20 protein-coding genes are annotated in these 21,859 nt (G+C 58.0%); 15 read left to right on the top strand and 5 right to left on the bottom strand.

The window, feature by feature from the left end; genetic code table 11:
* The first annotated feature begins 164 nt into the window (after positions 1-164).
* From betC to AABB29_RS00545, 4 genes are all read left to right on the top strand, one after another.
* On the top strand, positions 165-1,673 hold the full coding sequence (gene betC, locus AABB29_RS00560; RefSeq protein ID WP_341369034.1) for a choline-sulfatase: 1,509 nt from the start codon (positions 165-167) through the stop codon (positions 1,671-1,673).
* A gap of 43 nt (positions 1,674-1,716) precedes the next feature.
* Positions 1,717-3,168, top strand: coding sequence for a betaine-aldehyde dehydrogenase (betB, locus tag AABB29_RS00555; protein ID WP_341368794.1), 1,452 nt, complete (start codon positions 1,717-1,719; stop codon positions 3,166-3,168).
* On the top strand, positions 3,169-4,827 hold the full coding sequence (betA, locus tag AABB29_RS00550) for a choline dehydrogenase (protein ID WP_341368795.1): 1,659 nt from the start codon (positions 3,169-3,171) through the stop codon (positions 4,825-4,827).
* 65 nt (positions 4,828-4,892) lie between these two features.
* A complete protein-coding gene (locus AABB29_RS00545) occupies positions 4,893-5,543 on the top strand; it encodes a thermonuclease family protein (protein ID WP_341368796.1) in 651 nt (216 codons plus the stop codon).
* 5 nt (positions 5,544-5,548) lie between these two features.
* On the opposite strand, the gene AABB29_RS00540 is transcribed toward AABB29_RS00545, so the two are convergent.
* Together AABB29_RS00540 and AABB29_RS00535 are read right to left on the bottom strand one after the other, a co-directional pair.
* The gene (locus AABB29_RS00540; protein ID WP_341368797.1) at positions 5,549-6,949 is read right to left on the bottom strand and encodes a short-chain fatty acyl-CoA regulator family protein; all 1,401 of its coding nucleotides are present in this window, start codon (positions 6,947-6,949) and stop codon (positions 5,549-5,551) included.
* Positions 6,950-7,000: 51 nt separating this feature from the next.
* On the bottom strand, positions 7,001-8,212 hold the full coding sequence (locus AABB29_RS00535) for a multidrug effflux MFS transporter (protein ID WP_341368798.1): 1,212 nt from the start codon (positions 8,210-8,212) through the stop codon (positions 7,001-7,003).
* A 191-nt stretch (positions 8,213-8,403) separates the two neighbouring features.
* On the opposite strand from AABB29_RS00535, the gene AABB29_RS00530 reads away from it, so the two are divergent.
* The 4 genes from AABB29_RS00530 (at position 8,404) to AABB29_RS00515 (ending at position 11,324) form a co-directional block, all read left to right on the top strand.
* Positions 8,404-9,933, top strand: coding sequence for an acyl-CoA carboxylase subunit beta (locus tag AABB29_RS00530; RefSeq protein ID WP_341368799.1), 1,530 nt, complete (start codon positions 8,404-8,406; stop codon positions 9,931-9,933).
* Positions 9,934-10,211: 278 nt separating this feature from the next.
* Positions 10,212-10,355: a hypothetical protein gene (locus AABB29_RS00525; protein WP_341368800.1), complete on the top strand. Its 144-nt coding sequence runs from the start codon at positions 10,212-10,214 to the stop codon at positions 10,353-10,355.
* Positions 10,356-10,423: 68 nt separating this feature from the next.
* A complete protein-coding gene (locus AABB29_RS00520; protein ID WP_341368801.1) occupies positions 10,424-10,777 on the top strand; it encodes a hypothetical protein in 354 nt (117 codons plus the stop codon).
* Between the two features lie 340 nt (positions 10,778-11,117).
* Positions 11,118-11,324, top strand: coding sequence for a hypothetical protein (locus AABB29_RS00515; protein ID WP_341368802.1), 207 nt, complete (start codon positions 11,118-11,120; stop codon positions 11,322-11,324).
* Positions 11,325-11,421: 97 nt separating this feature from the next.
* On the opposite strand, the gene AABB29_RS00510 is transcribed toward AABB29_RS00515, so the two are convergent.
* A complete protein-coding gene (locus AABB29_RS00510; protein ID WP_341368803.1) occupies positions 11,422-12,480 on the bottom strand; it encodes a DcaP family trimeric outer membrane transporter in 1,059 nt (352 codons plus the stop codon).
* Positions 12,481-12,667: 187 nt separating this feature from the next.
* Between AABB29_RS00510 and AABB29_RS00505 the strand changes: the two genes are divergently transcribed.
* Positions 12,668-14,767: an acetyl/propionyl/methylcrotonyl-CoA carboxylase subunit alpha gene (locus AABB29_RS00505; protein ID WP_341368804.1), complete on the top strand. Its 2,100-nt coding sequence runs from the start codon at positions 12,668-12,670 to the stop codon at positions 14,765-14,767.
* 5 nt (positions 14,768-14,772) lie between these two features.
* Here the strand turns inward: AABB29_RS00505 and AABB29_RS00500 are convergent, their stop codons facing one another.
* Positions 14,773-15,240, bottom strand: a complete 468-nt coding sequence (locus tag AABB29_RS00500) for a DUF4174 domain-containing protein (protein WP_341368805.1) — start codon at positions 15,238-15,240, stop codon at positions 14,773-14,775.
* A 99-nt stretch (positions 15,241-15,339) separates the two neighbouring features.
* On the opposite strand from AABB29_RS00500, the gene scpA reads away from it, so the two are divergent.
* The 6 genes from scpA to AABB29_RS00470 are packed head-to-tail and all read left to right on the top strand — an operon-like array spanning position 15,340 to position 20,669.
* On the top strand, positions 15,340-17,466 hold the full coding sequence (scpA, locus tag AABB29_RS00495; protein WP_373636711.1) for a methylmalonyl-CoA mutase: 2,127 nt from the start codon (positions 15,340-15,342) through the stop codon (positions 17,464-17,466).
* A 48-nt stretch (positions 17,467-17,514) separates the two neighbouring features.
* Positions 17,515-18,102 (top strand): VOC family protein, encoded by a 588-nt coding sequence (locus AABB29_RS00490; protein ID WP_341368806.1) that lies wholly within the window; start codon positions 17,515-17,517, stop codon positions 18,100-18,102.
* Positions 18,099-18,569, top strand: a complete 471-nt coding sequence (locus tag AABB29_RS00485; protein ID WP_341368807.1) for an N-acetyltransferase family protein — start codon at positions 18,099-18,101, stop codon at positions 18,567-18,569. Before AABB29_RS00490 ends, AABB29_RS00485 begins: the two co-directional genes overlap by 4 nt.
* Positions 18,570-18,581: 12 nt before the next feature.
* Positions 18,582-19,262 (top strand): molecular chaperone DjiA, encoded by a 681-nt coding sequence (locus tag AABB29_RS00480; RefSeq protein ID WP_341368808.1) that lies wholly within the window; start codon positions 18,582-18,584, stop codon positions 19,260-19,262.
* A complete protein-coding gene (locus AABB29_RS00475) occupies positions 19,259-20,257 on the top strand; it encodes an endonuclease/exonuclease/phosphatase family protein (protein ID WP_341368809.1) in 999 nt (332 codons plus the stop codon). The genes AABB29_RS00480 and AABB29_RS00475 overlap by 4 nt, the downstream gene beginning before the upstream one ends.
* A 37-nt stretch (positions 20,258-20,294) precedes the next feature.
* Positions 20,295-20,669, top strand: a complete 375-nt coding sequence (locus AABB29_RS00470) for an AAA+ family ATPase (protein WP_341368810.1) — start codon at positions 20,295-20,297, stop codon at positions 20,667-20,669.
* A gap of 22 nt (positions 20,670-20,691) precedes the next feature.
* Here the strand turns inward: AABB29_RS00470 and AABB29_RS00465 are convergent, their stop codons facing one another.
* Positions 20,692-21,672: a protein phosphatase 2C domain-containing protein gene (locus AABB29_RS00465; protein ID WP_341368811.1), complete on the bottom strand. Its 981-nt coding sequence runs from the start codon at positions 21,670-21,672 to the stop codon at positions 20,692-20,694.
* Positions 21,673-21,859: the final 187 nt, after the last annotated feature.

Below are 21,859 nucleotides of genomic sequence, written 5' to 3'. Positions count from 1 at the left end.
TTGACGAGTCAATAACAGAACGATTTATCTGCTCAGAGCGGACCGTGAAGAGGATGAAATGCCCGAGCTTGGAAAAGAGCCTATCCGGCGCGCGGCCTTTGTGAAAGCCACGATTGTCCCGGCCCGGTCCATCAGCGGTTGCGGCGCATCCATTGGGGCGCATGATGTCTAAGCCGAATATCCTGATCATCATGGTGGACCAGCTGAACGGTACCCTGTTTCCTGATGGTCCGGCGGATTGGCTGCATGCCCCGCATCTGAAGGCGCTCGCGGCCCGGTCGACCCGTTTTGCCAATGCCTACACGGCGTCACCGCTCTGCGCGCCTGGCCGCGCTGCGTTTATGTCGGGTCAATTGCCATCGCGCACCGGCGTCTATGACAATGCGGCGGAATTTGCATCCAGCATCCCCACCTACGCCCATCACCTGCGCCGTGCGGGCTATCAGACCTGCCTGTCGGGCAAGATGCACTTTGTCGGCCCCGATCAGCTGCATGGCTTCGAAGAGCGTCTGACCACCGATATCTACCCCGCTGATTTCGGTTGGACCCCCGATTATCGCAAACCGGGCGAGCGGATTGATTGGTGGTATCACAATATGGGCTCGGTCACCGGGGCGGGCCTGGCCGAGATCACCAACCAGATGGAATATGATGACGATGTCGCCCATCACGCCTGCGCCAAGCTTTATGATCTGGCGCGCGGGCATGACGCGCGGCCCTGGTGTCTGACCGTCAGTTTTACCCATCCGCATGATCCTTACGTCGCACGCCGGAAATATTGGGACCTTTATGAAGACTGCGATCAACTGCTGCCGCAGGTTGGCCCGATCCCCTATGCAGACCAAGACCCCCATTCCCAGCGCATTCTGGATGCGAATGATCATGAGAATTTCACGATCACCGAAGATCAGGTGAAACGTGCCCGCCATGCCTATTTTGCCAATATTTCTTACCTTGATGACAAGGTGGCGCAGCTGTTGCAGGTGCTGAAAGATACCGGGCAGGAGCCGATCATCATGTTCGTGTCCGATCACGGCGATATGCTGGGGGAACGGGGGTTGTGGTTCAAGATGTCCTTCTATGAAGGATCATCGCGCGTGCCGCTGATGATCGCGGCACCGGGCATGGCCCCAGGGCGGGTGGATACGCCCGTCAGCACAATTGATGTGGCGCCGACCTTATGCGACTTGGCCGGCATCGATATGGCGGAGGTCATGCCTTGGACCCAAGGCGAAACCCTTGTGCCATTGGGCCAAGGCGGCAGCCGCGATACGCCCGTTGCGATGGAATACGCCGCCGAGGGGTCTTATGCCCCGCTGGTGTCGCTGCGTTACGGCAAGTGGAAATATAACCGCTGCGCGCTGGACCCCGATCAACTGTTCGATCTTGAGGCTGATCCGGCAGAGCTGACAAATCTGGCAGATGTCCCTGCCCATCAAGGCACCGTGACCCAGCTGCGTGCCAAATCCGAAGCCCGTTGGGATCTGGCCCAGTTTGACGCTGATATCCGGCATAGCCAGGCCTGCCGCTGGGTTGTCTATGAGGCCTTGCGCAACGGCAATTACTATCCATGGGATTACCAACCCTTGCAAAAGGCTTCTGAACGTTACATGCGCAATCACATGGATCTCAACGTGGTTGAGGAAAACCAACGCTTCCCCCGCGGGGAATAATCATTCACCTATCCGCCCCACTATCGCTAAAGGCATCCGACCCATGAACACACAGCCCAAAGCCAGCCATTTCATCGATGGCGACTATGTCGAAGACACCGCCGGAGAGCTCATTGAGGTGATCTATCCCGCGACCGGTGCAGTGATTGCCACGCTGCATGCGGCGACCCCGGCAATCCTTGAGCAGGCGCTGGCCAGTGCCCAGCGGGCGCAAAAAGAATGGGCGGCCTGGTCCCCCACCGAACGCGGGCGCGTCTTGCGCCGTGCCGCCCAGATCATGCGCGAGCGGAACCATGATCTGTCCGTGCTTGAAACATACGACACCGGCAAACCCTATCAGGAAACCAGCGTCGTTGACGCGACATCGGGGGCGGATTCACTGGAATATTTCGGCGGCTTGATCGCCAGCGTGACCGGCGAACATATCCCGCTGGGCGAGGATTTCGTCTATACTCGGCGCGAACCTTTAGGGGTCTGCGTTGGGATCGGCGCATGGAACTACCCGACCCAGATCGCATGCTGGAAAGGCGCGCCTGCGCTGGCTTGCGGGAATGCGATGATCTTTAAGCCTTCTGAGACTACGCCCCTTTGCGCCTTGAAAGTGGCCGAAATCCTGCATGAGGCCGGTGCGCCTGCAGGGGTTTACAACGTCGTCCAGGGTTATGGTGCGGTGGGCGCCTCGCTGATCACGGATGCGCGCGTCGACAAAGTGTCCCTGACTGGGTCAGTCCCAACGGGCCGCAAGGTCTATGCGGCCGCAGCCGATGGCGTGCGTCATGTCACGATGGAGCTGGGCGGCAAATCGCCCCTTGTCATTTTTGATGACGCCGATCTGGAAAATGCCGTATCGGGTGCGATCTTGGGCAATTTCTATTCGTCTGGGCAGGTTTGCTCAAACGGGACTCGTGTCTTTGTGCAAAAAGGGATCAAGGATGCGTTCCTGAAGCGACTTGCCGAACGTCTGGCCGATGTGAAAATGGGCGATCCGCAAGACCCCGAGGTCAATTTTGGCCCCATGGTATCCGAACGCCAGCGCGATATCGTCGAAGGCTTTATCGCCAAAGGTCAGGAAGAGGGCGCGACCTTGGTCACAGGCGGGCAACGCGTGGACGGGGACGGGTTCTTTTTGCAGCCAACCGTCTTTGCCGATGTCACCGACGATATGACCATCGCGACGGATGAAATCTTTGGTCCGGTGATGTCCGTTCTGGATTTCGAAACCGAGGAAGAGGCGCTGCGCCGCGCCAATGATACCGCCTTTGGCCTGGCCGCCGGGGTCTTTACCAGCGATCTGACCCGCGCCCACCGGATGGCTGCTGGGTTTGAGGCCGGGACATGCTATATCAACACCTATAATGATGCGCCGGTCGAAGCGCCCTTTGGGGGCTCAAAACTATCGGGCGTCGGGCGTGAAAACTCAAAGGCGGCGATTGAACATTACAGCCAGATCAAGGGTGTTTACGTGCGCATGGGCGATCTGGAGGCACCGTTCTAGTTGCGCGCAGACTATGTGATCATCGGTGCCGGATCGGCAGGCTGCGCGATGGCTTACCGCCTTGCCGAGGCGGGCAAGCAGGTTTTGGTGATTGAATATGGCGGGTCCGATCGCGGCCCGTTCATTCAGATGCCCGCCGCGCTGTCTTATCCGATGAATATGAAGCGCTATGATTGGGGGCTCAAAACCGAACCCGAGCCGCATTTGGACGGCCGCCAGCTGGTTACGCCGCGCGGTAAGGTCATTGGGGGGTCGTCTTCAATCAACGGGATGATCTATGTGCGCGGTCATGCCCGCGATTTTGATCATTGGGCAGAGATGGGGGCGCAGGGTTGGTCTTATGCCGATGTGCTGCCCTATTTCAAACGGATGGAGCATTGGCATGATGGCGGGCATGGCGGCAACCCTGATTGGCGCGGCAATGACGGCCCGCTGCATGTCACGCGCGGCCCGCGCACCAACCCGCTGACCCGTGCCTTTGTCGCCGCAGGCGCCGAAGCGGGCTATCCGATCACCGGTGATTACAACGGCGAACAGCAAGAAGGCTTCGGCCCTTTTGATGCGACAATCTACAAAGGGCGGCGTTGGTCAGCGGCCAGCGCCTATCTGCGTCCGGCCTTGCGACGGCCCAATTGCAATCTGATCCGCGCCTTTGCGCGCCGGGTGATCATCGAGGATGGCCGCGCCACCGGGGTTGAGATCAGCCGCGGCGGCAAGACCGAGATTATCGGCGCAAATACCGAGGTGATCGTCGCTGCATCCTCGCTCAATTCGCCAAAGCTGCTGATGCTGTCTGGCATCGGTCCTGCTGCCCATCTGGCCGAACATGGGATCGACGTGATTTCGGATCGCCCGGGCGTTGGTCAGAACCTGCAAGACCATCTAGAGCTTTACATCCAGCAGGCAGCGACCAAGCCCGTCACCCTGTTTTCCTATTGGAACCTACGCGGCAAGGCCCGGATTGGGGCCGAATGGCTGCTTTGGAAAACGGGTCTGGGCAGTTCAAACCAGTTTGAAAGCGCAGGTTTCATCCGGTCGCGTTCCGGGGTCGACTACCCCGATATCCAGTTCCATTTTCTGCCCATCGCCGTCAGTTATGATGGCAAGGTGGCCCCTGAAGGACACGGGTTTCAGGCCCATGTCGGTCCCATGCGATCCGCCTCGCGGGGGCAGGTCACGCTGCGCGCGGCTGATCCAAATGCGCCGCCTCGGATCCAGTTTAATTATATGTCCGACCCGCAGGATTGGGCCGATTTTCGCACCTGTATCCGGCTGACACGCGAAATTTTTGCCCAGCCTGCCTTTGATCCTTATCGGGGTCATGAAATCCAGCCGGGCGATGCGGCGCAAAGCGATGAGGCGCTTGACGCGTTCATCCGGCAGCATGTCGAAAGCGCTTATCACCCATGCGGCACCTGTAAAATGGGGCGCGCGGATGATCCGATGGCTGTTGTTGACCCTCAGGCGCGGGTGATTGGCGTTGATGGGCTGCGTGTTGCCGACAGTTCGGTCTTTCCGCGTATCACCAATGGCAATCTGAACGCGCCCTCGATCATGGTGGGCGAAAAGGTGGCCGATCATGTGCTGCAGCGGCATCCGTTGCCGCCTGCCAATGATGCGCCTTGGATCAATCCTGCGTGGGAAACATCACAGCGTTAGTGTTTTGTTAAGAATGATGAACGCTTTCGCTTGATTGGGGCCGGTCGGGGCGACTAGGTCGGGGGATGTTCCGACTTCTCTATGCCCTTTTTCTGATCTGTTTTGCCACCGTCGCACCGGCTGCGCCGGAGGGCGCTGTGCGTGTCATCGACGCTGATACATTTGACATTGGCGGCACGCGCGTCCGTCTTTTTGGGATCGATGCGCCAGAGATTGGCCAGCCATGCGATGCTGATGGGGCGGTCTGGGATTGCGGGCGCTGGGCGCGCGATCAGGTCCGCGATCAGTTTGAAAATGCCTGGGCGGTGTGTACACAGCAAGACGTCGACCGCTATGACCGGGTTGTGGCGATCTGTCATGTGGGCGGCGTCGATATGGGCGCCGAGATCGTCAATGCCGGATGGGCCTGGGCCTATCTGCGTTATTCGGATCGCTACGCATTGGATGAAAAAGCCGCCGCTGTGCATGCGCGCGGATTATGGTCGCTCGAGGTTGAAAGAGCGGCCGCCTATCGGCAGGCCCAAGCGGCAGGTCCCACTGCCCCCGATCCCAATTGCACCATCAAGGGCAATATTTCGGACAATGGTCATATCTATCACCTGCCGGGCAGTGCGGTGTATCAGCGTACCGCGATCAATACGGGCCGGGGCGAGCGGTGGTTTTGTACCGCGCATGAGGCCGAAGCCGCCGGTTGGCGTGCGGCCCGCGGCGGATAGCGGGCTTAATCCAGTTGATAGGGCAGCGTGCCGCGCCGGTTCGGATCGACGCGCAATTGCCGCTCAAGCGGGGGGACAGCGCGTTGATGGCAGCCCCGTCTTTCGCAAATCCGGCAGGAAATCCCGATTGGCGCGAAGGCGTCCGTGTCATTGACATGCATGTGGTCGGCATAGACCAGACTGCCTGCATGTTTCACCTCGCAGCCCAGCCCAATCGCATAGCGCCGTGTGGGCGTATTATATCCGCCCCCTGATTTGCTGACATCCCGTGCAAGGCAGAAATAACGCACCCCATCAGGAGTTTCCGCTAGCTGGCGCAGGAATTGCCCGGGCAGTTCAAAGGCCTGATGCACATTCCACAGCGGGCAGGCCCCGCCATAGCGGGCAAATTGCAGTGTTGTGGCGGAGTGGCGTTTGGTGATCGTGCCTGCCTGATCCACGCGCACAAAGAAAAAGGGCACACCCTTTGCACCGGGTCTTTGCATCGTGGAAAGCCTGTGCGCCACTTGCTCAAGCGATGTGCCAAAGCGGGCCGCAAGGATTTCAAGATCATGCCGGGTGCTTTGGGCGGCATCAAGGAAGGTCTGATAGGGCATCAGGGCGGCACCCGCGAAATAGTTTGCCAATCCAACCTTTGCGATGCCGCGCGCCTCGTCCGATTGAAAACGCGCAAGATCAAGTGTTGCCTCAAGCAGCGCGTGTTGATCGATCAATGCCACCTGGAGAAGCAGTTGAAAGCTCTGCGTGGCAGGCGTGCTGCGCTGTGACAGGGTCAGGGTCTTACTGGCCGGATCATAATGCCGGATCGCGCTGCAATCGGCGAAATTGACGGTGATTTGCCGCTGGCCCAAGGTGCGGATGGCAGCTTCTGCCATGGTTTCGCCCGGGCGACGCTGGCTGGCAAAACGCTCGGCGCTGCGGTCAACGGCATCGATATAATTGTCGCAATAATGAAAGAAATCGCGCACTTCTTCCCAGGGGCTGGGCTGTAGACGCGCATCTTCGCGGCCCAATGCCTCATCCAATGAGGCGAGCCGTTCATGGGTTTGCCGGTAGGCCGTATGCAGATCCAAAAAGGCGCGCGCCAAGCTGGGTGCGTTTGCAGCGGCTAGCCGCAAATCGGCCAAAGGCGGGGCGGCGTTTGCAAAAACCGGGTCGGCAAGGGCCTCGCGCATGTCGCTGACAAGGCGGGCCTCGTCCCCTGATTGCAGCTCGGTCACGTCAAAACCGAATTCCTGCGCAAGCCCCAGAACGACAGCAGTGGAAACCGGCCGGTTGTTGTTTTCCATCTGGTTCAGATAGGGTAGCGAGACGCCCAGCTTGGTGGCGAAGTCCTTTTGCGTCAGCGACAGACGTCCGCGCAATTCACGCAGTTTCGCACCGGCATAAAGTTTCTGTGTGGCCATGGGGTCTCTTTGCAGTTTTGCTAGACAGGTTTAGCAACTGCAAACTCTGCGTCAAGCCAGCCGCTTTTCCCGCCAGATCACAAAAATCACCGACAGCATCGCCAGAACGGACACGCCAAGCATCAAAAGCTGCAAGGGCAGGGTGCCGGTTTCTTGGGTCAGCATACCGCCGGCAAATTGCGACAGCGCGGCGCCGCCTGCGATCATGATGGCCCCGCCAAGCCCGCTGGCCGTGCCCGCCAGATGCGGCCTGACCGAAATCGACCCGGCCATCACATTGGGCAAAGTCATCCCGTTTCCAAGGCCCAGCATCGTGCAAAAGCCAAAGAAATTCAGCGGATGATCCAGCCCGCTGATGGTCAGAAGGGCCGATGTGCCAAGCCCCAGGATCGTCACGCCGGTCCCGATCAGGGCCATCGCATTGATCCCTAGTCGCACCGAAAACCGCCCCGACAGGTAGTTCCCCAGCGCATAACCAATCGCTGGTGCGCCTAAGGCCACCCCGTTCCACATCGGGGATAGTCCGAACAGCGTATCGCCAACAAAAGACGCCCCGCCCAGCAGCGCAAAAAACGCGCCAGAGCTGAAAGCGGCGCAGGCCACATAACCCCAGAACCGGGGTGAGCGGAACAATTCAGGATAGCCCTTGGCCTGTTCGCGAAAGCTCAGCCCGCCCTCTGCCACCGTTTCGCCAAGGTCAAAATAGCATAGCGCAAATGTGCCGGCCCCAGCGATGGCCAGAAAGACAAAAGTCGCGTGCCAGCCAAACATCTGGTCCAGCGCCCCGCCGATCATCGGCCCGACCATAGGCACCAGCGCCATGCCCATCGTGACATAGCCGATCCGCGATGCGGCCTCTTCCTGCGGGACGATATCGCGGACGATGGCCCGGCTGAGCGCCATCGAGGTGGCGACCGCTGCCTGCATGATCCGAAAGAACAGAAAGGTTTCGACATTTGTGGCGATCAACGTGCCCAAAGTCGCGGCCACAAAAACCGCAAGCGCGCTAAGCACCAAGATCCGCCGCCCATAGCGGTCCGAGATCGGGCCGATGAAGATTTGCAGTACTGCTGTGGCGGCCAGATAGCCCGACAGTGCGATCTGCATGATCGCATATTCGGTGTTGAAATAGCTGGTCATCCCCGCCAGCGACGGCAGGAAGATCGACATGTTCAGCGCTGACATGCCTGTGATCAGGATCAGCGTGAAAATATGTGGTGGTGTGGTGCGGTCCAGAAATCGGATCGCCGGTAAATCATTCATAGTGAAAGAGTTAGGGTGGTGCAGGGCACTTGTCCATGACAACCCTTGCGGGCGCACGAGAAATTGCGAAATTTGCAGATTTGCAAATGAAGTATGTAGCGAAGCATAGGTTTTGCAAATATGCCGTTTCTGGCTTCTGCCTGCCTGACCTTCCCGTTATGGTCGCCCCAGAACATAAAAGGACAACGCGCATGGATGTTTTGCAAGAGCTTGAGAAACGCCGCGAAGCTGCCCGGATGGGCGGTGGCGAACGGCGGATCGCGGCCCAACATGCCAAAGGCAAACTGACGGCCCGCGAACGGATTGAGCTGTTGCTTGATGAAGGCTCGTTCGAAGAGTTCGACATGTTTGTCACCCATCGCTGCACCGATTTCGGGATGGCGCAGGACAAGCCAGCAGGGGACGGCGTTGTCACGGGGTGGGGGACGATCAATGGGCGCATGGTCTATGTGTTCAGTCAGGACTTTACGGTTTTTGGCGGCTCGTTATCCGAAACTCATGCCCAAAAGATCTGTAAGATCATGGATATGGCCATGCAGAATGGCGCGCCAGTGATTGGGATCAACGATTCAGGTGGTGCACGGATTCAGGAAGGTGTGGCCAGTCTTGCTGGTTATGCCGAAGTGTTTCAGCGCAATATCATGGCCTCGGGGGTGGTGCCGCAAATCAGTCTGGTCATGGGCCCCTGCGCTGGCGGGGCGGTTTACAGCCCGGCCATGACGGATTTCATCTTCATGGTCAAAGACAGCAGTTACATGTTTGTCACCGGGCCCGATGTGGTCAAGACGGTGACAAACGAAGTCGTCTCGGCCGAAGAACTGGGCGGTGCGTCAACCCATACCAAGAAATCCTCGGTCGCGGATGCCGCTTTTGAAAACGATGTTGTAGCCTTGGCCGAGACCCGGCGCCTGTTTGATTTCCTGCCGCTGAACAACCGCGAAAAGGCCCCGACACGCCCGTTTTTTGATGATGCGGATCGGCTTGACGAAAGCCTGAACACATTGGTGCCGGACAACCCGAACGCGCCCTACGATATGTCTGAGCTGATCGTCAAACTGGCGGATGAGGGCGATTTTTACCAGATCCAAGAGGATTTCGCGAAGAACATCCTGACCGGATTTATCCGGCTGGAAGGCACCACAGTGGGCGTGGTTGCAAACCAGCCGATGGTGCTTGCCGGCTGTCTGGATATTGACAGCAGTCGCAAGGCGGCCCGCTTTGTGCGCTTTTGTGACGCGTTTGAAATTCCGATCCTGACTCTGGTTGATGTGCCCGGTTTCCTGCCCGGAACCAGCCAGGAATATGGGGGGGTGATCAAACACGGGGCCAAGCTGCTCTTTGCCTATGGCGAGGCGACAGTACCAAAGGTCACGGTGATCACCCGCAAGGCCTATGGCGGGGCCTATGATGTGATGGCCTCAAAACATCTGCGCGGCGATTTCAACTATGCCTGGCCCTCGGCCGAGATTGCGGTGATGGGTGCCAAGGGCGCGACCGAGATCATCCATCGCGCCGATTTGGGTGATGGGGATAAGCTCGCGCAACACACAAAGGATTACGAAGACCGTTTCGCCAATCCGTTTGTGGCCGCCGAAAAGGGGTTTATCGACGAGGTCATCATGCCGCAATCGACCCGCAAACGGGTGTGCCGGGCCTTTGCGTCGCTGCGGGGCAAGCAGCTGAAAAACCCATGGAAAAAGCACGACAACATTCCGCTATGAGCGGCTTGGGCGGGAAATTGCCAAATGGGCAGACAGAGGCGCGCCCCTTGGCCCAACTAAATCTGGAGCCTTCGGTGATCGCCCCACAAAATATAGTGACCCGCCAATGGAAGGATGATGGCCGATGATGCCGCCGTGTCACACTACTGTGAGTTCGCCTCGCAGCCGATTGGAAAGAAAAGGTTTTTGGCTATGATGATGTCATGCGAAGTGGATTTCGCACCCTCGTGGGGCCTTGGTTCTCCAAGGCCCTGCAAACCCAGAGGCAGGCAACAAAAATGGTACAAGGACTTCTGGCTTTTGCATTCGCGGCGCTTTTGGCGCTCGTGGCTGTATCGGGCAGTCAGGACCGTTCCCCGTTACAAGTTACATCGGATATGGCCCTGTTACAGGCCGTCTCAACTGAGCGGATTGTCAACTAAGCATTTGTGTCGCGGGCGGGGACAGGCCCCCGTCCGCCACGCACCTCTTTGCCGCAAGGAGGTGTGATATGGAAAAGCATCGCGGTTTCCCCGGACGCCTTCCTGGCACGGATTTCCAATTCACCATTCGGCGCGCAAACAAGGACGGGATCGCCACCGCCCTGACCGAGCGTATACGCTATCCAGACCGTCGCCCGGCAGACAAACGCGCGGATGCGGGGTTCATGCAAGCATTGTGGGAGCAATTTGGCGATCAGCCCTTTGTGCGCGGCAATCTGGATGCGGGACGTCTTAGCTGGCTTTTCGGCCGTGAAGTGATCCCGGCCGAGGACCCGTTTGATCCCACCAGCTATGATGCGCTGCTGCAAATCGATGTGGCGGTCGCTGGTGTCAGTTTCCCTGAAATCCAAGGTTTGCGTTAATGTTTGTGGCGCGCGGGAATACATCTCTTGACATGCAACTGGGGCGAGAATCCGCCCATTTATGGGGGGACAGATTACGTCGCTTTGCAATGCCGGGCGCATGCGGCAATCTGTCTTTGTCAATCGGGCGTTCCAGCAAGCCTCTGATTGATAATTGTCTACTACGTTACCCTTCCCTTGACCGGTTCGCCTGTTTGACAGGCGGGCCGGCGACATTTTTTCGCCGATATGCCAGGAAATTTGCGCTTGATATTGGATATCATCGCCATTCCCCTATTGAGTTAGCTGCAGTGGGCGTTATTCCCGACGCCACAGGAACAACAAAGTTAGGCAGAAGACTATGCAGAAAAAATCAATCATCCTCGCCGCAGTTGCCGTATTTGGCCTTGCCGGCTGTCTTGAAGGCGATGTCGAGCGCGGCGTTGCAGGTGCAGCAGGCGGTCTTGTGGCTGCTGAAGTTCTGGACACAGATCCAACAGGTACGGCTATCGCAGGCGCTGCGATCGGCGTTCTGTGCGACGACGCAGGCATCAACGGCTGCCGGTAAACGCAGTACCCGCCCGACGGCGCGGACGAAAGGAAAAGCGCCCCACCGCCCGTCTTGGGTTCGGGCGGTGGGGCAACAGGACTGGGTCAGTTCCGCATCAGAAGGTGAACTGGACCGAGGCCTGAATCCGGTCTGCTTCGGCCGTGCTGTTATCGAACAATGTGCGTTCTCCGGTGAAATACTCCAGACCGAAGGTGACATCACTGACGGGCGAGTAGAACGCAGAGGCGTGGATAGTTTCAAGCGACTCGGTGTCGGTTGCGGCGCCGCTGTCGATTTCGCGCAAACCATAGGCCGCGCCGATCTTGAATTGTTCGCTCACAGCTTGGGTGATGCCAATTGTGAAACCATCGGTCTCAATTGCGTCATCTCCGTCAACGTCTGTGCCGCCAAACACCAGCAGCGATCCAATGCCCTCACCCGTGGTGTAGCTGGCCTGAATGCTGCCACCTTGCCAGGGCTGAACGTTGCCGGACAGATTGATCCCGAACCCGTCGACGTCGCCAGTGTCGCCGTTCAGCTGTCTGCCGATACCGGCCAGTTTTACAAAACCGCCGTTAAACGCATAGCTGGCAGCCGCCGTCACCGCCAAGTGGTCAGACTCGCCCACGACGCCGGTTTCGCTGCTGGCCGATACATCGTCCTCAATGGATCCGGAGAGTTTGAAGCCGCTACCAGTGTCATAGGTGTAGCGCAGCTGCGCGACCCGGGCGAAGGGAATGCCCGCAGGTCCTTGGAAGTCGACGGTGCCCGGATAGCTTTCGATGGGCATAAAATTGGTCCAGGTCTGCCCCGCAAGAATGCCGTTGATCTCTCCATACCCCTGGCGCAGGCGGAATGGGTTGGCGGCGCCCCCAAAGAAATCGCCTTCGATTACAGCTTTCAGGTCGCCCCATGCGGTATCGCTGTCGACCCGAACCCCAAGCCGCGTCTGGCGGGCATGCGCCCGACTACTGGTGTCGCTGTCGAACCCAGGCTCAAGGCTGCCGAGCCCGCCAGTGGTGTCGCCCAGATTGGCGTCAAGGTCGTAGATAAGATCAAGTTTGGTGTAGCCGTAAACATCGATGGTCGTTTCGGCCTGGGCCGCAATCGGCGCAACAGCGGCAGTAACGCCAGCGTAAAGCAAGCTGCGCGAAATGTGTTTCATTGTGGACATGGTGGTCTTCCTTCTCAAATGAGCCGGGGTCATCCGGCGATGGACAGACCATTACACGGCGTGGCTGCGACAGGTTGTCACAAGCTGTCACGCTGTATGCAATTGTATGCGATGGCTGGATCACGCCAAGACAACTCGCTGTGTTGCGGGCGAAAGCTCACCGGATTTTGACTGAAGGAATGTGCGCATGTTCAAGAAAATACTGATCGCCAATCGTGGTGAGATCGCGTGCCGGGTGATCAAGACCGCCCGCAAGATGGGCATCCAAACGGTGGCCATCTATTCAGACGCAGACCGCAACGCGCTGCATGTGAAGATGGCTGATGAGGCGGTGCATATCGGCCCGCCCCCCGCCAACCAATCCTATATCGTCATCGATAAGGTGATGGATGCCATCAAACAAACCGGGGCCGAGGCTGTGCATCCGGGTTATGGATTTCTGTCCGAAAACCCCAAATTTGCTGAAGCGCTTGAGGCCGCAGGCGTTGCCTTCATCGGCCCACCCAAAGGCGCGATTGAGGCGATGGGGGACAAGATCACCTCAAAGAAAATCGCGCAGGATGCGAATGTTTCGACCGTGCCGGGTTATATGGGCCTGATCGAGGACGCCGATGAAGCGGTGAAAATCAGCAATGAGATCGGCTATCCGGTGATGATCAAGGCCAGCGCCGGTGGCGGCGGCAAAGGCATGCGGATCGCCTGGAATGATGATGAGGCGCGCGAGGGCTTCCAAAGCTCGAAGAATGAGGCGGCCAACAGCTTTGGCGACGATCGAATTTTTATCGAAAAATTCGTCACCCAACCGCGGCATATCGAAATTCAGGTGCTCTGCGACAGCCACGGCAACGCCGTCTACCTGCATGAACGTGAATGCAGCATTCAACGCCGGAACCAAAAGGTCATCGAAGAGGCACCGAGCCCTTTCTTGGATGAGGCGACCCGCAAAGCCATGGGTGAACAATCTACTGCCCTGGCGCAGGCCGTGGGCTATACCAGCGCTGGCACGGTTGAATTCATCGTGGACGGTGATCGCAATTTCTACTTTCTTGAAATGAACACCCGGTTGCAGGTGGAACATCCGGTGACCGAATTGATCACCGGTATTGACCTGGTTGAACAGATGATCCGTGTTGCTGCCGGAGAAAAGCTGCCCTTCGAGCAGTCGGATTTGAAGATCAACGGCTGGGCGATGGAAAGCCGCCTTTACGCCGAAGACCCTTACCGCAACTTCCTACCCTCCATTGGGCGTCTGACCCGCTATCGCCCGCCGGAAGAGGTCGCGACAGACACCCACGCCGTCCGCAATGACACCGGCGTTTTTGAGGGTGGCGAGATCAGCATGTATTACGACCCGATGATTGCCAAACTCTGCACCTGGGGCCCAGACCGGGACACGGCGATTGAAGAGATGCGCAAAGCGCTGGACGCGTTCGAGGTTGAAGGGATCGGTCACAACTTACCATTCCTATCGGCGGTCTACGACCATCCGAAATTCACAAGCGGCGATATGACAACGGCGTTCATTGAAGAGGAATACCCCGAAGGTTTTGCCGGTGTAGAGCCGACCTCGGACGTGATGGAGCAGCTTGCCCGCTTATGTGCGACAATGGAAGCGATTCATCGTGCACGCGATGCTCAAATCAGCGGGGCGCTGCGGACCGAAGAATATAAAGCGCCACGCCTTCTCGTGGTTCAAATCGGGTCCGCAAAGTTTCTTGTGCATTTAGCCTTTAACCCCAGGCAACCCCACGCAGCGCGCGACAGGGGGGCGTGGCCTGCCACCCGGCTGGCAAGCATTCCAGATGATTTCGACATGGATCAGATCGGCGACTTAAAGCTGCGCTCGGTCGCGATGGAATTTTGCTGGGGCCCGGGTGACACACTGGTGCGCGCCCGATTTGATCCTGTTGATCAAAGAGTTGTGGGTGAACCATATGATCTGGTTGCGAAGGTTACACGCTTTACCAGCGGTTTCTTCGTGCGGTATCGTGGGGCCGATCTAAAGGTCTATGTAAGAACGCCACGTCAGGCTGAATTGGCAGCGTTGATGCCTGAAAAATTGCCGCCTGATACCTCAAAACAACTGCTGTGCCCCATGCCGGGCCTGATTGTGAAGGTCGATGTGGCCGCAGGGGATGAGGTGCAAGAGGGTCAAGCGCTTTGCACTGTGGAGGCCATGAAAATGGAAAACATCCTGCGCGCCGAAAAGAAGGGCCGGATCAAAAAGGTCAATGCCGGTGCCGGTGACAGCCTGGCCGTTGACGATGTGATCATGGAGTTCGAATAGGTGGCTTATTGCCCGATCAACCGCCGATCCGCGATCTCTTGCTGGCGCAGGGGCATCTTGTCGATGCTGCGCGACAGCTCGCGCACGCTCCAAGGGGATGGTTTGCGCAGTGCCACGCGCCCATCCTTGCCGACAAGGGCCATCATATACCCACGCGGGCGCAGTGTGGTACGTAGATCTGACCCGCCCTCGGGATCGGTGTCGGTGATGACAATCACATCCCGCTCAGCCAGATCATCGATATCTGCCAGCAGTAGATCCATCTGTTGGCGAAAGCGCGGATCGTTTGGCGTATCCGCAAAAACAACCAAAGGCCGCGCGATCCATTGCAGATCGGTCAGGCTGATCTCGGCCGCATCGAAAACCTGTGTATGGTCCTCTTCCCAGCGCTCGGGGATCGTCAGGTCCTGGGCAAAGGCAGCGGGTGCACAAGCCAGCGCGATGATGGCGGCGATATATGTGGGTAACTTCATAAGAACAGATATAGAGGCCGCGTGCAGAAAAGCTAAGCCTTTGGGTGCAATTGCCGCAAACAATTTTGCGTTTGCGTCCATGACGTTGCGGAGAATGACATGACAGACAAGACAAGATGGGCCGAAATCGCGACCAAAGAATTGCGCGGCAAACCGCTTGAGACGCTGGATTGGCAAACGCTGGAAGGCATCACGGTCAAACCGCTTTACACAGCCGAAGACATCGCTGAGCTGCCGCATTTGGGTGGTATCCCCGGTCGGGCCCCTTTCACGCGCGGGGTCAAGGCCACGATGTATGCAGGCCGCCCCTGGACGATCCGGCAATATGCGGGGTTTTCCACGGCCGAGGAGTCGAATGCCTTTTACCGCAAGGCGCTGGATGCGGGGCAGCAGGGGGTCTCTGTCGCTTTCGATCTGGCCACCCATCGTGGCTATGATAGCGATCACCCCCGTGTCGAAGGCGATGTGGGCAAGGCAGGCGTTGCCATCGACAGTGTCGAGGATATGAAAATCCTGTTCGACGGCATCCCGCTGGACAAGGTCAGCGTCTCTATGACGATGAATGGCGCGGTCATCCCGATCCTCGCCAATTTCATCGTGGCAGGCGAAGAGCAGGGGCATGATCGTTCGGTCTTATCCGGCACGATCCAGAACGATATCCTGAAGGAATTCATGGTCCGCAACACCTATGTCTATCCGCCCGAACCCTCGATGCGGATCATCGCGGATATCATCGAATATACGACCCAGGAGATGCCGAAATTCAATTCGATCAGCATTAGCGGATATCACATGCAAGAGGCCGGGGCGAATCTGGTGCAGGAACTGGCCTATACGCTGGCCGATGGGCGCGAATATGTGCGTACGGCCATCGCACGCGGCATGGATGTGGATCAGTTTGCAGGCCGCTTGAGTTTCTTTTTCGCCATCGGCATGAATTTCTTTATGGAGGCCGCGAAACTGCGCGCCGCCCGCCTTCTTTGGGCGCGGATCATGGCCGAGTTTGAGCCGAAGAACCCCAAATCATCGATGCTGCGGACCCATTGCCAGACATCGGGCGTGTCTTTGCAAGAACAGGACCCGTATAACAACGTGATCCGCACGGCATATGAAGCGATGAGCGCAGTTCTGGGCGGTACGCAATCCTTGCACACGAATGCGCTGGATGAGGCGATTGCTTTGCCCACGGAATTCAGTGCACGCATCGCGCGGAATACGCAATTGATCCTGCAAGAGGAAACCGGTGTGACCAATGTGGTCGACCCGCTGGCCGGTTCTTACTATGTCGAAAGCCTGACCAATGAACTGGCGGAAAAAGCCTGGGCCCTGATCGAAGAGGTCGAGGAAATGGGCGGCATGACCAAAGCCGTGGCCTCTGGCATGCCGAAACTGCGGATCGAAGAAACCGCCGCCAAACGGCAGGCAGGGATTGATCGGGGGACCGAGGTGATTGTCGGCGTCAATAAATATCGCAAGGACGCGGAAGAGCCGATTGATATCCTCGATATTGATAACGCCGCCGTCCGCGACGCACAGGTCGCCCGTATCATCGCCACGAAAGAACAGCGTGACGAACCGGCCTGCAACGCCGCCCTCGCAGAACTGACCCGCAGGGCGCAAGATGGTGGGAACCTTTTGGAAGCCGCAGTCGAAGCCGCGCGCCAACGCGCCACAGTCGGAGAAATCAGCATGGCCATGGAAAAAGCATTCGGGCGCCACCGGGCCGAGGTCAAAACCCTCGCCGGTGTCTATGGCGCCGCCTATGAGGGCGATGAAGGCTTCGCCGCGATCCAAAAAAGTGTTGAGTGTTTTGCCGAAGACGAAGGCCGACGCCCACGTATGCTGGTCGTGAAAATGGGGCAGGATGGGCACGACCGTGGGGCCAAGGTGATTGCAACCGCCTTTGCGGACATTGGCTTTGATGTGGACGTAGGCCCGCTATTTCAAACTCCGGACGAGGCTGCACAGGATGCCATCGATAATGATGTGCATGTGATTGGCATCAGCAGCCAAGCGGCGGGACATAAGACGCTTGCGCCCAAGCTGGTGCAAGCGCTGAAGGACGCGGATGCTGACGATATCATTGTCATCTGCGGCGGTGTGATCCCGCAGCAAGATTATCAGTTTCTCTATGATGCGGGGGTCAAGGCGATCTTTGGCCCGGGTACGAACATTCCCGAGGCGGCCCAGAATATTCTGGGCCTGATCGGTGAGGCGCGGGGTTGAGATGCATCAAATTTCTAGAAATTTGATCTGCGCCGTTGCGCGTTTGTGATGCGTTTGACCTTTGATCATATCGCCGTTGGTTGTTCCGATCTGGCAGCAGGGACGGGCTGGGTTGAAACACAACTTGGTGTCACGCTGCAACTCGGCGGCAAACATCGCCGTTATGGTACACACAACACCTTGTTGGGACTTGGCGATCTTTATCTTGAGGTGATTGCCCCTGATCCGAATGCGGCTGCCTTTGACGGGCCGCGCTGGTTTGCGCTTGATCGCTTTTCCGGCCCGCCGCGCCTGGCCAATTGGATTTGCCAAACGACGCAGTTTGACCCAATTGCAGGACCGCCCAGGGACCTGTCGCGCGGCGATCTGCGCTGGCAGCTGACCGTGCCCGAGGATGGCAGCCTGCCCTATGACGGCGCATATCCAACCTTGATCAAATGGGGTGCGGGCAGCGCCCATCCGGCCAGCACGCTGCGTGACAGTGGCTGCCGCCTGCGCAGCTTTGTTGTCAGCCATCCAGAGGCGGGCAGAATTGCAGCCATGTGCGATTTGACTGACCCCCGGGTGCAATTTCGGAAAGGTCCAAAGGGGTTCTCGGCCAGTTTTGACACGCCTTCCGGCGTCAGGCACTTATGACGATCCGCCCCGCAACGAAAACTGATGCGCCGCAGATCGCAGCCATCTGGAATACGGTGATCCGCGATACGGTGATCACCTTCAACACGGTCGAAAAAAGTGACGATGAGGTGGGCAGTCTTATCACCCAAGACACGCTTGTCTGGGAGGCGGCGGGGCAGGTTATGGGCTTTGCGCGGTTCTTTCCCTTTCGCGGCGGACCTGGGTATCGGCATACCGCAGAGCATACGATCATGTTGCACGCGGATGCGCGCGGGCGCGGCGGGGGCAAGGCATTGTTGGTGGCGCTTTGCGATATGGCGCGCAGCAAGGATATCCGCATGATGATTGCCGGATGTAGCGCGGAATGTCCGGCGGCCATTGGGTTTCATGCGGCCTGCGGCTTTGAAACGGTTGCAACCATGCCCGAAGTCGGGTTCAAGTTTGGGCGTTGGATCGATCTGGTCCTGATGCAGAAACGCCTTTGAAAGGACCGCGCTATGTCGATCTGGTCGCGTGTGGCAGACGCAATCGCCGCCCTGGCCAAGGGTGAGGGGCTTTCTGTTGTTTTCGACAAATTGCGCGCTGCGCCAGACAGAACGGTTGCCTTTACCATCGCAGTCATCGCGCTAGGGGCCAAAATGGCCAAAGCGGACGGGATCGTCACCCGGGATGAGGTCGTAGCCTTCCGCGAGGTTTTTGTCATCGCCCCCGAAGATGAGGCGAACGCCGCCCGCGTGTTCAACCTGGCCCGCCAGGATGTTGCCGGATTTGAGATATACGCCCGGCGGATCAAGGCAATGTATGCCGATGACGATGCGCCGCTTTGTGACTTGATGGAGGGGCTCTTTCATATCGCTGTGGCTGATGGCCGTTATCACGATAAGGAAGATGATTTTCTGTATCAGGTCGCGGGGATCTTTGGCTTTGACGACCGCCGCTTTCGCGGGATCCGGGCGCAATTTGTGGCCGAGGCGGAGCGCGACCCCTATGACGTGCTGGGCGTTGACCCTTCTGCACCGATGGAAGAGGTCCGGGCTGCCTGGCGCAAGCTTGTCCGTGAAACCCATCCTGACCAAATGATCGCCCGGGGCGTCCCTGAAGAGGCAATTAAGCTGGCCGAACGCCGGATGGTCGCGATCAACCGCGCCTGGGAAGAAATCCAGCAGGCCGCTGCGTGAGGATCGCAACCTATAATATCGAATGGTTCAACACGCTTTTTGACAATGACGGGGCGTTGATAGGCGACGATAGCTGGTCATCGCGCTGGAACGTCACCAAGGCGCAACAGGCCGCCGCGCTGGGCGCCGTGTTTGCTGCACTTGATGCAGATGCGGTGATGATTATCGAGGCGCCAGATACAAGCCCGAACCGCAGCACTGTGCGCGCGCTCGAATTCTTTGCGGCGCATTTTGGATTGCGGACCACCAAGGCCCTGACAGGCTTTACCAATGACACCCAGCAGGAAATCGCCCTGCTTTATGATCCATCGGTTGTGCAAGCCGTCCATGATCCCGTCGATGACCCGCAAAGCCCGCGCTTTGATCGCGATTTTGCCATGGACCTTGATGTGGACGCGGCGCCTGACCCGGTGCGCTGGTCCAAACCGCCGCTCGAAGTGGCGCTGACCGTTGGGGGGACAAAGCTGCGGCTGATTGGTGTTCACGCCAAATCCAAGGCCCCACATGGCGCGCGCAGCGATGCAGAGGCCATCCGAATCTCGATCGAAAACCGGCGCAAGCAACTGGCGCAATGTATCTGGCTGCGTAAAAGGGTCGAACATCACCTGGGGCGGGGGGACGACCTGATCGTACTTGGCGATTTCAATGATGGGCCGGGCTTGGATGAATATGAAAAGCTTTTCGGGCTCTCAGGGATCGAGATCGTTTTGGGCGAAGGCGATGGGCCGCGGCTTTTTGATCCGCATGCGCGCATGGTGCTGGGGCGCCGGGTAGGGGCGACACCCGCCACGGCCCGGTTCCGGCGCAAGGGGCAACCCTATCTGCAGGCGCTTTTGGACTATGTGATGATCTCACCGGGACTTATGAAAAAATCACCCTCCTGGCAGATTTGGCACCCGTTTGATCATCCTGAATGCTATGAAAATAAAGCGTTACGCGCGGCGCTGTTACAGGCTTCTGATCACTTTCCTGTCGTGCTTGATATCCGTTTGTGATTTGAAATTTGGGGCCTCATCGCCTATAACAGATGGCATGAAACGGCTTATGATCCTTTGTTTCGCGGCGGGCATTTGCGCGGCGCCGGTCCTCGCCCAGGATGAGGAAGACGATGTCAGCGAAGGGTTTGACCTGATGGAAGAGGGCGCAAAATTGCTTATGCGCGGTCTGATGTCAGAGGTCGCCCCGGCCATCGATGATCTGCGCAGCACATTGGAAGAAATGGGCCCGGAGCTGGGCACATTTATCACCACGATGGGGCCAGCCCTGTCTGAATTACTGGCCGAGGTCGATGATTTCAGCCACTATGCCCCGCCGGAGTTCATGCCCAATGGGGATATTATCATGCGGCGCAAACCCACCGCCCCGCTTTGGATGCCCGAAGGCGAAACGGGCGAGATAGAGCTGTAACCAGCCCTATCCCGACAAGCGCTTAATCTTTGTAATATTTCTGACCGCGATACCAATAGGCCTTCTTCTCGCGTTCGGCCTCTGCGGCGGCAGGGTCCGGTGCGGTAGCAGCGGCGGGGGCCTGGGGTGTCTCGACACTGTCGGCGACCGCCAAAACCGGGATATCCTCGGCGTGCAATTCATTGGGTGCCTGGCGCATATCGCCGAACTTGATCACGCAGAAGGCCGTGTTGTCCTGCTCGGGGTGATCCAACTGTTGCAGCGCACCCAAAAGGGCATTGGCAATATCCGCGCTGCGCCCATCTTTGGACAGCATCAGCACATTGGCCAGGGTCGCATTAGGCAGATATTGCAAACCGTCGCTGGCGGCGATGATGATATCATCCGGCAGCAGGCTAAGCGGGGCGGTGGGGCAGTCGACCATGGCGATTTCATTGCCATCGACGACCGACACCAGCGTGTTGCGGTCTGGATGATCGCGGCCCACCTCGGGCGTCATTGATCCCATCTTGACCATCATATCGATCTGCGGGGCCATTGAATGGTCTTTGTTCAACAGACGCAAAGCACCGCCGCGGAACAACAGCAATGGTGAATCGCCAATCGACAACCAATGCAGCTTATCGCCCTTGACCACCGTCACGAGCAGGGTAGAGCCCATGCCGGTCGTTTCATCATCGGCGGCGGTATGGGCTGCGATGCGTTCATTGGCCTGATTGGCGGCATTCTGCAGCGTTGCCGGAATGCTCTGACTTCCCGCAGTCAGCGCCGCTTCGTTCATCTTCAGTTGGCTATAGACCTCGGTTGTGGCCAAGGCACTTGCGACATGGCCCGAGACATGGCCGCCAATCCCGTCTGCGATAACGGAAAAGCCCAGTGGATGGCCGATTGGAAAGCTGCACAGGACCGAGTCTTCTTGATAAGATCTCGCCCCTTGATAAGAGACGCTTGCTGCGTCGAAAGATAAGGTTGTTCCAGCACTTTTGCCTGAATCAAACATCATATCACCCCTCACAAAACACATAAAAAACTTTGACGAGCGACAAAAAAAGTCGAAGTCACAAAATGAGTGACGCTAAGGAAGGTTTAGAATTTGTCAACATTATGGCGACACCCCATTGGTGGTGCGATAGTCGCCGTTAATGTCGCACAATCATGCGAGTGATTAATTTATTCGCGCTTTTTTGAGT

The sequence above is a fragment of the Yoonia sp. BS5-3 genome, assembly GCF_038069655.2.
Lineage (GTDB): Bacteria > Pseudomonadota > Alphaproteobacteria > Rhodobacterales > Rhodobacteraceae > Yoonia > Yoonia phaeophyticola.
This window is presented reverse-complemented; position numbering and strand designations above follow the sequence as displayed.